12 protein-coding genes are annotated in these 12,257 nt (G+C 37.2%); all 12 read right to left on the reverse strand.

Annotated elements, in window-relative coordinates; genetic code table 11:
- Positions 1 to 1,299 (reverse strand): M20/M25/M40 family metallo-hydrolase, encoded by a 1,299-nt coding sequence (locus ACLCDL_RS13000; protein WP_423148754.1) that lies wholly within the window; start codon positions 1,297 to 1,299, stop codon positions 1 to 3.
- Between the two features lie 48 nt (positions 1,300 to 1,347).
- Entirely contained in the window at positions 1,348 to 3,276 is a 1,929-nt protein-coding gene (locus tag ACLCDL_RS13005) for a DUF3857 domain-containing protein (protein ID WP_423148755.1), read from the reverse strand.
- A 1-nt stretch (position 3,277) separates the two neighbouring features.
- Positions 3,278 to 5,245: a DUF3857 domain-containing protein gene (locus tag ACLCDL_RS13010; protein WP_423148756.1), complete on the reverse strand. Its 1,968-nt coding sequence runs from the start codon at positions 5,243 to 5,245 to the stop codon at positions 3,278 to 3,280.
- A 92-nt stretch (positions 5,246 to 5,337) separates the two neighbouring features.
- A complete protein-coding gene (locus ACLCDL_RS13015) occupies positions 5,338 to 5,724 on the reverse strand; it encodes a hypothetical protein (protein WP_423148757.1) in 387 nt (128 codons plus the stop codon).
- A 42-nt stretch (positions 5,725 to 5,766) separates the two neighbouring features.
- Positions 5,767 to 6,966, reverse strand: a complete 1,200-nt coding sequence (locus tag ACLCDL_RS13020) for a family 1 glycosylhydrolase (RefSeq protein ID WP_423148758.1) — start codon at positions 6,964 to 6,966, stop codon at positions 5,767 to 5,769.
- A 17-nt stretch (positions 6,967 to 6,983) separates the two neighbouring features.
- Positions 6,984 to 7,712 (reverse strand): SDR family NAD(P)-dependent oxidoreductase, encoded by a 729-nt coding sequence (locus ACLCDL_RS13025; protein ID WP_423148759.1) that lies wholly within the window; start codon positions 7,710 to 7,712, stop codon positions 6,984 to 6,986.
- A gap of 96 nt (positions 7,713 to 7,808) precedes the next feature.
- Positions 7,809 to 8,474, reverse strand: a complete 666-nt coding sequence (locus ACLCDL_RS13030; RefSeq protein WP_423148760.1) for a TonB family protein — start codon at positions 8,472 to 8,474, stop codon at positions 7,809 to 7,811.
- A 23-nt stretch (positions 8,475 to 8,497) separates the two neighbouring features.
- On the reverse strand, positions 8,498 to 9,202 hold the full coding sequence (locus ACLCDL_RS13035) for a peptidoglycan DD-metalloendopeptidase family protein (protein WP_423148761.1): 705 nt from the start codon (positions 9,200 to 9,202) through the stop codon (positions 8,498 to 8,500).
- Positions 9,203 to 9,210: 8 nt separating this feature from the next.
- Positions 9,211 to 9,585: a 30S ribosome-binding factor RbfA gene (gene rbfA / locus ACLCDL_RS13040; protein WP_423148762.1), complete on the reverse strand. Its 375-nt coding sequence runs from the start codon at positions 9,583 to 9,585 to the stop codon at positions 9,211 to 9,213.
- A gap of 53 nt (positions 9,586 to 9,638) precedes the next feature.
- Positions 9,639 to 10,823 carry a GTPase HflX gene (gene hflX, locus ACLCDL_RS13045; RefSeq protein ID WP_423148763.1) on the reverse strand — a complete coding sequence of 395 codons (1,185 nt, stop codon included), beginning with the start codon at positions 10,821 to 10,823 and terminating at the stop codon, positions 9,639 to 9,641.
- Between the two features lie 70 nt (positions 10,824 to 10,893).
- Positions 10,894 to 11,682 carry an indole-3-glycerol phosphate synthase TrpC gene (gene trpC, locus ACLCDL_RS13050; RefSeq protein WP_423148764.1) on the reverse strand — a complete coding sequence of 263 codons (789 nt, stop codon included), beginning with the start codon at positions 11,680 to 11,682 and terminating at the stop codon, positions 10,894 to 10,896.
- A 7-nt stretch (positions 11,683 to 11,689) separates the two neighbouring features.
- Positions 11,690 to 12,256, reverse strand: a complete 567-nt coding sequence (locus ACLCDL_RS13055; RefSeq protein WP_423148765.1) for an anthranilate synthase component II — start codon at positions 12,254 to 12,256, stop codon at positions 11,690 to 11,692.
- Position 12,257: the final 1 nt, after the last annotated feature.

Raw genomic sequence — 12,257 nt, forward strand, 5'->3', positions numbered from 1 at the left:
CTATTCCTCCTGTTCCAGTTTTGGAATGCGTTGTGGCGTATCCATTCCGTTAACAATACTTCTTGAGCTTAAAGAAATGGCTTTTATAGTCGCGTAAATATTTTTCACGTCGAGCGTTTCAAACTCATCGTTTACTGTATGATAATACTTGTCCGAATCAATTTTATCGGTAGAAATTGTGTGAGCAGGTACTCCAAGGGCCGCTAAAGTGGCATTATCACTGCGGTAAAACAGGTTTTCGTTAATATATGGATCGGGATGAAAGGTAAAACCTGTTCCCTCCAGGTTTCTTTGAAGTATCTGCCCAAAATCTGATTTCTCGTATCCTGTTATAAAAGCAGCATTTTTGCCAAACTTTGATTCCTTCCCAATCATCTCAATATTAAACATTGCTACAACATCTTCCGGTTTAAGCCTTTTAGAAAAATATTTGGAGCCGAAGCCGCCAAGCTCTTCGGCGGTGAAAGCAACAAAAATGAGGGTCCGTTCATTATTATTAATCTTTTTATAATAATTAGCCAGAGAAATTACCGCCGTAACTCCCGAAGCGTCGTCATCGGCACCGTTAGCGATTGAATCACCATCAACCGGAGAAATTATTCCGAGATGATCATAATGGGCCGAGAAAATTACATATTCTTTCGACTTTGATTTCCCGGAAATCATTCCCGCAACATTAAAAAGAGGAAGTTGCTCGATTTGATTGGTGAAACTCACCCGGAATGAGTTTACTTCTTTTACGCCTGTTACAAATACCACAGCAGCTTGTTTATTAGGTTTGTCAACCACCCTGCCATTATTAATATAATCACGCAGTTTTTTAAAGGAGTCTTTTAACTGTTCATCAGCATACACCAGAACTTCCTTATTCATTGCTGTTATTTCGCGATATTTTGAAAAAAGATTTTCCCCTTTTTTAATATGAATAATTTCAATGCCGGGATCGCTGTTCCAGTTTATCCCTGCTTTGTCTGTTATAACTAATACATTTTCCTCTTTTACAGGATTTCCGTCTATTATAACTTCTGTTGCAGAAGGCTTAATGCGACTCATCAAAAACTGTTGCCTGTATCCTTTTTCAGAGCTCAAAGGCAATAAACCTATTTTACTAAATTCATTTTCAATAAAAGCTGCTGCCTTTTCTGCACCTGGTGTAAACGTAGCCCGCCCCTGCATCGCATCTGAAGATAAGGTGCGAATCAATCGTTCTACTTCTTGTTCTTTTACAATTGATTCGGGCTTTTTGCTAACGCAGGCTGCTAAGAGAAAAAGAATAAGCGATGCAGAAACTAACTTCATAAATAAGAGTAATAGATTGTATAAATATACAAATAAGAGGGAAAGCTGTTAAATCTTCTTATTTATTACAAGTTTTTTGTTGAGTGATTTAGAGACATTTTCCATAAACTCCTGCATTTCTGCATATTTTTCTGCAGGAATTACATGGTTTGTAATTTGAAATTCAGAGTAACATGTTAACTGATTATTTTCTTTCTTGTATGTGTAAGTTGTTTTGAAGTTCCCGTAGCTAAATTTAATATCAGTATTAGCAGGAAGAGATTCTATTTCGAAACCTTTAGGAAGCTCAATAACGGTAGTATTCTTTTTCAGCATAGGATGATCAAAATAATAATCGTACTTACGGGTACTTTTAGCAGGAAGAGTACTTGTCCAGATATCCAATAGCCTGGGCCGAAGGAACAGTTTATTCCCTGCTGCCATATCGTTAAACCGAGCATAATCAAAGTTAAAGGAACTTTCTTTTTTTCCGTCTTTATCGTTTCCTTGCGACATTTCAAATACATCCGGTTGTTTTAGCCTGAGATAGTTAATTAGAAACTTTTTCTGATCATCCAGCTTTCTATAAGCATTCCCTAAGAGCATATCACGGTAACCCCCCGTTGTTTTAAGACTAAGTGTAGCTTTTGCAGAACCATCTTCATTTAAAGTAATTACAGATTCACTCTCAAAAACATTATCCTGCATTTTACTTACCGGTGTATTTGCCAGCCTTCCTCCTTCTTCTGTAATTAATAATGCATTTCTGTTTTCCGTAAAGGTGCCTAATTTTCCAAAAGGGTTAGTATTGCTTGTACAATCTATCCAGGTAGTATCTCCTTTAAGTGGAATACATAATATTGCGTGATTAAAACTACTGGCTACAAATTCAGGATCTGCCGGCTCTTCATTATCCCCTGCCCGAATTATAGCATAATAAGAAGGTATATTAACCGCTTTTAAAAGGGCATGCATATAATTGGCAAGAGCTTTGCAATCACCGTATTTTTTCTGGTCTACAAAAGTAGCGGAGAAAGGTTTGAAACCTCCAATTCCTAACTGAATACTAACATAGCGCATTTCTTTCTGTAGGTATTCATAAAGAAATTTTGCTTTATCCTTGTCCTCCTTAATATGGGCAACCAATTGTTTTATTTGTTCAGATCTTTCTGCTGACAATGTATTTACATCAGCATTCAGCTCATTAATCCATAGTCCAAAGTTTTTCCAGGTATCCATTCTTCCCTCATGTCCATCGTATTTAAATATACTTACCGAAAAAGAAATGCGGGGAAGAACAAGCCAGGAAGGTGTTCCTTCCTCAGATTTTACAGCCTTTAACCCTCCCACTTTCCATGTAAAGGTATCTTTGTTATTTTCTGAGTACTTTGAAGGCTGCAAAGAAATATTCCGGGCCTTGTAAAACAGAGGATTTTCAGCACTTCCTGTTATGGTAAATACTGCCCGCTGAACAGCCTGCTCCTCGTCCTGTATCACCCAGCTATCCAAATCTAAAAAACCGCTTTCTGTTTCCTCCGTTATTGTTTCAACAGTTACAGGATATGAAGCAATAGTATGTTTAAGACCTTTAAACCGGTCATCTGATACTATAGTAGAACCCCCGGTGAGTGATCCATCATACATATCGCCTTTCTTGTATTTTTTTATTAACTCCCCCTCTGAATTATATACTCTCATTTCAGCACTATTTATTGTGCTGAATTTATCATAAGGCAGTATCATCAAGGCCTCGTCACCGGCTTTCTCATTCAGAATAGTTACCAGTTTATGAGCCGTCTTTACCGCTTCTCCGGGAGACTTAACTACAATACTCGTTAAAGAATAACGAATTACAGAATTTGAGTTTTGCTTCAATGAATCAGGAATAGTAGACGATTTAAACAGATCTATAGGGATTTCAGCATTTTTTTGAGCAAAAAGTGTTGTTGAAGTGGCTGTTATTGATAAAAATAATAGAAGACTTAAACTATTTTTCATATTAGATTTTCTTCAATACAACCTGTTCATTCAATAAATTAAACAACTGCTTATAAAATTCATACAGATCTCCATAATCTTCTTTGAAGAATATTGTTTTTTTAAAGTCTAAAGACATACGAATGACAATGGCACCATCCTGTTCGCCAGTTATGCGATTAAAACTTATACTCTTATCAGGCATTATCATGTTAATACTTTTTGGCAATGATTCAATTTTATAGCCTGCAGGAATTTTAAATATTCCGGAAATGTTGTAATTATTCTTGTATCCGAAATCGATATCTGTTACTCTTTTTTCATTAAGAAAAGGATTAGATTTTAAGTATGTAAATATGTTCGGATTTAAATACAAATAGTCTCCTTCAGCTCCTGTCATTTCCTTATTAAAGGAAATTTGTTGAGTTAAGGGTAAGGTATCTACCTCTGCATTTTCCAATTTCAGCGATGTTATTTTTAAAGAATTATCTTCTCCTGTCAGATATTCTTTGTACTTATCCTCTCCGTCTGTTTTATAACGTCGTACTATATCTGATTTTTTGTAATCAAGGTTACTCATTGTAACTGTACCTTCAATTTTTCCTTCGGGTTTTATCTCGGCAGATACGTAGGTAGCTTGTCTTACCGGCTTATTTTTTACAATTTCTATTAGATCATATTTTTTATTTTCTTTATCAATATACAAACCAAAGGAATTAAGAAGGTCTGATGGAATCTGGAAGTAGGGCTGGTATTTATCAGTTGCATCTAGGATAAAAGATTTAGTGCTATCTATAGGAACATAAGTAACTGCTTTATTAAAATGCGACAGGGAAGGATAAGCAACATACACTTTTCCGTGGTCTTTTGTGCTAACTACCATTGGGTAAGCTTTAATACCTGCCTTGGTTAGTAAGTGATAAACAATTAAGTTTACTTCGGAAGAATTACCCGATTTCTTATCCCACGCTTTTGAAGTTCCATCATTAGTGTACCAACGGTTAACTCCATTCCACTTCATTGTATTTTTAACTTCATTAAATACATAGGCTATCTTTTCTTCATTAGTTTTTAATGTTTTAGCCTTTAAAATTATAGCCTCTTCACCTTCAAGTTTTCTTCTTAGCTGTCCGCCAAAATCTTCATCATCTGCTAAAACTCCCCCTACTTTAGGCCAGGTGTCGGCGAAAGACTTCACCAGTCCAAACCTGGGTTTAATCATGGTTAATTGGAAGAGAACACTTTCCAGATTATCATTAGTAGATGTCATAAAAGGTTCCTCAGGCAAAGACGGAATGTTTGCAAGTGCTCTTATTTGTTTTTCAACCAAAAAAGATTCGCTAACAGATCCTCCTATAGCACTCATCGACTTAGAATTCGATTCGGTGCTATTTTTTACATACTCCTGTTTTATTTTGGTTTGTGTTTTATAATAAAAAAATTCTGGTATTTCTGTTTCTATTTCGCTGTACTTTACGGGTATTTCGCTCTGGAAATACCAGTCGGGGAAGTTTGCTAAACTTTGTGTTTTCCATTCGTATTTAAATTCTATAATAGAGCCGTCTTTTACTTGCGGAAAAGTGAATATCACCGCTTTTTTATACTTATCAATATTTTCAGTATATATTGATTTCTTATCTAGTTTAATTATCTCAGGTTTACCATTGCTTAGGTTGATGGTTTGAGCTTGTATGCTGTAGATGTCCTCCAACTTGTTTCCACCCAGAAATTCAAGCCGGATATTGGCAACATCTTTAGCTTTGTCATTAAATATCTTGATTCGTTTATGTCTTTTCATAACGATATCAAAATTTTGATCAAAATAAACATCTGCCTTATCAAAAATTACCATTGCATTGGCATCCTTTTCAAAAGGGCATTCAGTTAATTCGAGTTCTGCTATTTCAATTTTTCCAAATGGAGAAGTTTGAGACAACCCAATGGTTGAATAAAGGCATAAAAAAATACCGGCTAGTAAAATATTTTTCATTTTTGAGCGTTTTAAACGCTCAATTTAAAAAAGTGCGCCCAATAAGACAAATAAACTTTTAACTTTTAAGAAAAAGGGGCTCTTCTTTTTTCTCAAAACAGCTCTTTCTGAACTTTGTAACTATAGTATAAACGTAAAAATTCACCAAAAACGGCTATGCCAAGCAAAACTTTTATTATAGCCTCAGAAGCAAAAAAATCATTTAAATAGGTAATAAATCCAAAAGTGAGGATAAGTGTTAAAAATCTGAACAGGAACTGGAAATAATAGGTTATAATTCCAAATCGTTTTAGCAGCAGACTGCCGGTTGCTGAAACAAACAAAGAAAGAAAGACTATAATTCGTAAAACCGAAACTATTGTAAGAAAAGTACTGGGGGGTAACGCTGCAAAGTTGTTTACCAGCAGCCAGGCTTGAGGAGCAAAAAGGATAATACTGATAAGGTCAAGTATCCCGAAAATCTGAAGTAATGTTTTCATGTAATTAAAAGAGCATTATTTATTAAAGTAGTAAATATAACTTTAATAAATAAAGTGCAGGCCATAACTTTCTTCTTCCAGAATGTCCCGCCACACTTTTATCAGCTTTTTATACTCTTCTCCTACCGGACGGATTTTCCGGTCCAGATCATACAATCCGAGGGGATTTACGTTACCTGCATTCTTTGTCAACGCGGAATCCCAGTCAACCTGGTCTGTTAAACTATACCAGGTAAAACCCACAATTGGAAAGCCATCCTGCTTAAAACGATACAAATTAGCCCACTCTTTTTTCAGCCATCTTACCGAGTCAGGTTCAGAAATATTAGTTTCGGTATGCATTACAGGTAACCGGTAGCGGTTGTAATACTGATGAGTAATTATGTAGTAGCCAAAAATTTCACCAGAAGCAGAAGTAGTTCCGTCTGCATGAACGGTATGCTCATTGGTTACATAATAGTCATTCCCCATAATACACTTTGCTTTGATATAATTCTGCTCGAACCACTGATACTCTTTATCTGTCATTCCATTATCCATTAAATATTTATATAATGGAACAGTTACCGGATGACCGTATGAGAGATCGAGTGACAAGAAGCGCTTTTCATTTAAAAAGTCGGCTGTATCACGGCAGGAAGGATCTTCTGCATGAAAATATTCTGAAGATTCACTTTGTATAAAAGTAGCTTCATGCTGAACTTCAAGTATAGCCTGCATTGCAAGGACGTTTGCTTTGCAGAGGTTTTTTAATGCATTTACAAAAGTTTTGTCAGTAGTAAGGCATTCGTTCCACCAACCATATTGGGCTGAAAAGGTAGCGGCAATAAATATTTCGTTAACCGGAGTATAAAACTGGATATAAGGAAAGCGTTTAGCAAACGCTTTGGCGTACTCCGCAAAATAATAAGGCCACTCATTATTTTGAAAGCTATCAACCCAATCCGGAACGCCAAAATGGCAAAGATCTACGATGGGAGTTATATTGAGCCGGTGTAGTTCCCTAAAGGTTTCATCTGAAAAATCCCAATTGTATTTGCCCGGGCCAATATGGGTAGAATAATACGGCGGACCGTATCGCAAAAATTCTATCCCCATTTCTTTAACAAGCTGAAAATCTTCTTTCCAGAATTTGTAGTGCCCTGTCTTTTCAAGCTCATCAATTCTTATTTTTTTGCCTTCAGAATAAATAACCGGATAACTGTTTTCAATACCGGTAGAAAACATGAATTTGTTTTTCATAGATGACCAGGGTAAGTTTAAAGAATATCTAATCTTCCGCCATCGACCACCAGGGTGGTTCCATTTATGTAAGAAGCTTCTTCTGAGGCAAGAAAGCAAATGGCAGCGGCAAGTTCTTCGGGCTTTCCAATGGCACCTTCTATTTTTTCTGTTCCGTTCTTAACGTTTGGATTAGACCATAGCATTGGCGTATCTACAGCTCCCGGCGCCACGGCATTAAATCTTGCCTGCTCAGGCTTATATTCAATACTTAATCCGCGAGTAAACGCTTCAATGCCTCCTTTAGAAGCTGCATAAGGCAACACATTGGGTGTTGTTTGGTGGCCATGAACTGAGCTTATATTAACTACAGCCCCGTTTTTCATGTGGGGAAGACAAAGTTTACAGAAAACAAAAATTGACCGCAGATTTACTGCCATCACCTTATCCCATTCTTCCAGTTCCAGATCAACAATCCGCTTAAAAGTCATCATTGCTGCATTGTTTACCAAAACGTCTATACGGCCGTATTTTTGCAACACTGTTTCAACACAGTGTTTTATCTGGTCTGGTTCGGCAATGTCTGTTTTTACAAAAATAGCCTCCCCATTGGTTTTTTTTATTTGCTCAACAGCCTCATTTCCTTCCTGCTCATTTCTTGCTATTATAACAATCTTACCGCCTTCGGCGGCAAAACGTAAACTTGTTGCAAGGCCGATGCCTGAACTGCCGCCTGTTACAAGACATACTTTATTTTGAAATCTCATATCATAACACTTTCTTTTTACAACGAGATTTACAGGAATGAGTTTTTTTGAAATTGGAGATTAAAAGCAGTAGTAAGATTAACAGCAAAAGCCGTCTTACTGGCAGTATTTTTCCAGGAGCTGATCTGCTCTGTCACTGCCCAGTTTTCTTATAAAATTAAAATCTTCACAAGCTCCCTGCCGGTCGCCCTGTTTGAGCTTTTGCTGAGCTTGTCTGAGTTTACGTGTTATAAATTTTTCGTTGTATCCCAGTTGCTGTTTCAGGTTCTCTATTTCAACCTCCTGCCCCGGATCTACTTTCCCCTGGGATTTTTTGTCGTAGTAATTTAAAACGGCATTGGTAAGGTCTTGCCGTGCTTTGTAAGCAGCTATAGCAGCAGAGATATTGTCTTTCGACTGATTTTCGCAATTGTATTCTTTTAATGTGAAATTAACAGGAAGAACAATTGCTACGGTTGTATCATGATCTGCAGGAACGATCCATTTTCCGGAAGTTAAACGAACAATTCTTAACGCTTCGATATCCAGATCAGTTCCAAAGCCACGCTTTACTCTTGAAAAATAAATCCGGCCTGAATGGTTCAGTTTAAATTCTACATCTATTGTGCCCTGTAAGCAATTTGATTTCGAATATTCAGGATATATCTGGTTATTTACTATAAACGAGTTCAGGTAAACCGGGCCACCTTTAAATGTGGGCTGAGCAAGGGCAGAAGAAAGCAAAGAAGAAAAAATCAAAAGAGATAGAAGCCTGTAAATCATATACTAATTTACAAAATATCCTGCTATCCAAATGTATGCTGCAGTATTAAGTTTGGATCAGGACAATTTTGTAGATACTTGTTTTTTTCTGAAAGACGGCAAACCCCGGGATAGTCGCCTTCAGTATCGTTCAGGTCAAAAATTAACTGGTAATGCAGGTGAGGCGGCCAGTTTCCGTTTTCGTTAGCGTTACCTAATTCGGCAAAAGCAGTTCCGGTGCTTATTATCTTTCCTTTTATTAACCCTGCCAGACTTTTCAGGCTTAAATGTCCGAATAAGGAAAATAAAGTAATATCTTTTAAATTATGTTCCAGAATGATAGTTGCCCCATAATTTCCAGTACCTTCATTATTTTTAAAACTGTGTACCTTTCCTTCCAGTGGGGAATAAATGCAGGTGTGCGCCGGCGCCCAGATATCTACTCCCAAATGCAGCTGTCGCGGCTCTTCACCTTCATTGAATAATGCCCGCTGATTGTAAAGCGTTCTAAGTTCATTATATCCTCCCAGCCCGAATTTTGCATTCTGCTGACGCAGTTTATCTTCGATCCATTTACTAAATGTGCCGGTATCGGCAATTGTATCAGCAGTAAGAGTTTTATTGTTTGAAGTAAAATCAAAAGCAAGAAACTTATCTTTCTCAGGATTAAAATCAACAATTTTACCAATCAGGTGCTTATTCGCCCTTAGATATTCTTTCAAGCCTGAAAGACGACGCTCTGCATTCATCCTTTTTATTATTCTTCCGGATCTTCCTGCCTTGGTTCCTTGCTTATCTTATCGAATATTTTATCCATCCGCTCTACATACTCATTGGTGTCATCCACAAAAAATTCCAGATGCGGAATTATTCTTACCTGATCTTTAATCCTGTTACCCAGTTTATATCTTATTTCGCTTGCATGGGCTTTAATAGTATTCAGTGCAAGGCCGGTATTCTGATTGTTAAAAAAGCTTAAAAACACACGTGCAATTGCCAGGTCAGGCGTAACACGTACTTTTGTTATTGTTACCAGCGTATTGGGCAGGAAATTCATTCCTTCCCTTTGAAATATTTCTGCCAGATCTTTTTGTATTACTCCTGCAAATTTTTGTTGCCGTTTGCTTTCCATAATGGAGGATTTAGTGATAGTTAATTTTTTTAGGTAAAACCTAATACATTTATTTAATATAACAACTTATCGTAAGGATAGCGCTTTGTATGAATATCCTTCACTTTATCATATAATAAGGCCCTGAACTCATCAATGTTTTCCTTATTTAATGCAGATATAAAAATAGCAGGACTATTATGTTTACTCATCCAGCTGCGTTTAAAGTCTTCGAGTGTTAATGACACATGTTCTTCTTCCTGCTGGTGTTCGGGCACATACGCATCAATTTTATTAAACACAGTAATTACTTGTTTATCTACCGCTCCCAGATCTTTTAAAGTTTCATTTACCGTACGAATCTGATCTTCAAAATTTGGATGCGAAATATCAACAACATGAATAAGAATATCGGCTTCCCGAACTTCATCCAGTGTTGATTTGAAGCATTCTACCAGGTGATGGGGAAGTTTACGGATAAAACCAACCGTATCTGAAAGCAAAAAAGGAAGATTTTCAATAACAACTTTCCGTACAGTGGTATCCAGCGTAGCAAAAAGTTTATTTTCTGCAAATACTTCAGATTTTGAAATCATGTTCATGATAGTAGATTTACCAACATTTGTGTATCCTACCAAAGCAACCCTAACTAATTGAACCCGATTTTTTCGCTGCGTTTCATTCTGGCGGTCTATCTGCTTGAGTTTCTCCTTCAGAAGGGATATTTTATTGAGGATCAGCCTTCTGTCACTTTCAATCTGCGTTTCACCCGGTCCACGCATTCCGATACCTCCCTTTTGACGTTCAAGGTGAGTCCATAATCGCGTTAAACGTGGCAAAAGGTACTGAAGCTGAGCCAGCTCAACCTGCGTTTTAGCCTGAGCTGTTTGGGCCCTGCGGGCAAAAATATCAAGTATCAGGTTACTTCTGTCTAATATCTTTACCTGCAGCTCCCGCTCTATATTTCTTAACTGTGACGGTGTAAGCTCATCATCAAAAACAACAATATCTATTTCTTCTGCTTTTACAAAAGCATTTATTTCTTCCAGCTTACCGGTACCTACAAAGGTAGCCCGCTCCGGTCGAAGCATCTTCTGAGTAAATGACTTAACAGTTTCGCCGCCTGCCGTTTCTACTAAAAATTGCAGTTCTTCCAGGTATTCACGTTCCTGTTCTTCTGTTTCGTTAGGTGTAATAATTCCTACAAGAACCGCTTTTTCAGGTTTTACTGCCGTATCGTAATATTTCTCTCTGGCCATTTATTTTTAACAAAAAGTTTATATTCCTGATTCAGGAATATTCATTTGATTTAAGTAGCGTCTTCTATTATCAGCTTTTTAATTTTCGAACAAAAGCACTTATGGCCTCTCCCGGATCTTCTTCCTTCATGAAATTTTCTCCAATCAAAAATCCCTGAAAACCTGCCGTTTTTAATTCTTTTATTGTTTGTGGATCACTTATTCCACTTTCGGATACTTTTATAAATTCGTCAGGAATAAGAGGAGCAAGATCATACGAATGCTGCACTGAAACTGTAAAATCAGTTAAATTACGGTTATTTACTCCCACAGCATCTACATATTCGCATATACTGCGGCTTAGCTCTTCTTTATTATGCACTTCAAGTAAAACGCTCATTCCAAGGCTCTTTGCCAGTCGTCCCAATTGTAAAATTTCTTTCGGTTCCAGAATAGCTGCAATAAGTAGTATAACATCTGCTCCCCATGCTTTCGCTTCAATTACCTGGTATTCGTCAAGCATGAAATCTTTACGGAGAACGGGAATTGAATTTGCTTTTCGTGCTGCCGTCAAATCCTGTTTGTGTCCCCCAAAAAAGCTATTATCTGTTAAAACTGACAGGGCAGAAGCTTCTGCAGCTGCATATCCTCTGGTTACTTCCTGAACCGAAACCTTATCGTTAATTATCCCTTTTGATGGAGACGCCCTTTTGAATTCTGCAATTATGCCCGTTTTAGACGGGTCTAAGATAAAGTCACGTAATGAATAGCAGGGCCTGTGAAAAAGCTCACTCTCTTCTAATTCAATAATGGAAATCTCCTTTCGGGATTCTTTTATTTCCTCCCTTTTTTTTAGTACAATCTTATCCAGAATATTCATATATCAATTAATTCTCCAGCCAGTTTTTTATCAGTTGTTTTCCATGTTCTGTAAGCACCGACTCGGGATGAAACTGAACTCCGCTTACATCCAGGTTTTTATGGCGAAGGGCCATAATTACTCCATCTGTATCTTGTGCAGTTACTTTTAAATCGTCAGGAAAACCCTTTGTACTTACAGCCCAGGAATGATATCTCCCGATATTAAATTGTTCGGGCAGATTTTTAAACAAAGGATCCTCATCATCCAGCACTTTCATTTCTGTAGCCCTTCCATGCACAGGCCTTGTCAGGTTGTATAAGTTTCCACCAAATACTTCACCAATTGCCTGCATTCCTAAACAAACTCCTAAGATGCTTTTTTTCGGTGAATATGTTTTAATTACATCCAGGAGCAAACCCGCTTCGGAAGGAATACCCGGACCGGGAGAAAGCAGTATTTTATCAAACTCTTCAACCTGATCAATAGAGAACTTATCATTTCTCCATACTGTTGCTTCATATCCGCATTCATTTAACAAATGAACCAGATTAAAAGTAAAGGAATCATAATTATCTATCACTAATATTTTCATT

The organism is Rubrilithobacter danxiaensis, assembly GCF_047272945.1.
GTDB lineage: Bacteria > Bacteroidota > Bacteroidia > Sphingobacteriales > Sphingobacteriaceae > Rubrolithibacter > Rubrolithibacter danxiaensis.

Excerpts from the sequence above, each read along its gene's own strand:
- ACLCDL_RS13025 (WP_423148759.1), bottom strand. The coding sequence starts at position 7,712 with ATGAGATTTCAAAATAAAGTATGTCTTGTAACAGGCGGCAGTTCAGGC.
- ACLCDL_RS13005 (WP_423148755.1), bottom strand. The coding sequence starts at position 3,276 with ATGAAAAATAGTTTAAGTCTTCTATTATTTTTATCAATAACAGCCACT.
- ACLCDL_RS13000 (WP_423148754.1), bottom strand. The coding sequence starts at position 1,299 with ATGAAGTTAGTTTCTGCATCGCTTATTCTTTTTCTCTTAGCAGCCTGC.
- rbfA (WP_423148762.1), bottom strand. The coding sequence starts at position 9,585 with ATGGAAAGCAAACGGCAACAAAAATTTGCAGGAGTAATACAAAAAGAT.
- ACLCDL_RS13030 (WP_423148760.1), bottom strand. The coding sequence starts at position 8,474 with ATGATTTACAGGCTTCTATCTCTTTTGATTTTTTCTTCTTTGCTTTCT.
- ACLCDL_RS13035 (WP_423148761.1), bottom strand. The coding sequence starts at position 9,202 with ATGAATGCAGAGCGTCGTCTTTCAGGCTTGAAAGAATATCTAAGGGCG.
- ACLCDL_RS13015 (WP_423148757.1), bottom strand. The coding sequence starts at position 5,724 with ATGAAAACATTACTTCAGATTTTCGGGATACTTGACCTTATCAGTATT.
- trpC (WP_423148764.1), bottom strand. The coding sequence starts at position 11,682 with ATGAATATTCTGGATAAGATTGTACTAAAAAAAAGGGAGGAAATAAAA.
- ACLCDL_RS13020 (WP_423148758.1), bottom strand. The coding sequence starts at position 6,966 with ATGAAAAACAAATTCATGTTTTCTACCGGTATTGAAAACAGTTATCCG.
- ACLCDL_RS13010 (WP_423148756.1), bottom strand. The coding sequence starts at position 5,245 with ATGAAAAATATTTTACTAGCCGGTATTTTTTTATGCCTTTATTCAACC.
- ACLCDL_RS13055 (WP_423148765.1), bottom strand. The coding sequence starts at position 12,256 with ATGAAAATATTAGTGATAGATAATTATGATTCCTTTACTTTTAATCTG.
- hflX (WP_423148763.1), bottom strand. The coding sequence starts at position 10,823 with ATGGCCAGAGAGAAATATTACGATACGGCAGTAAAACCTGAAAAAGCG.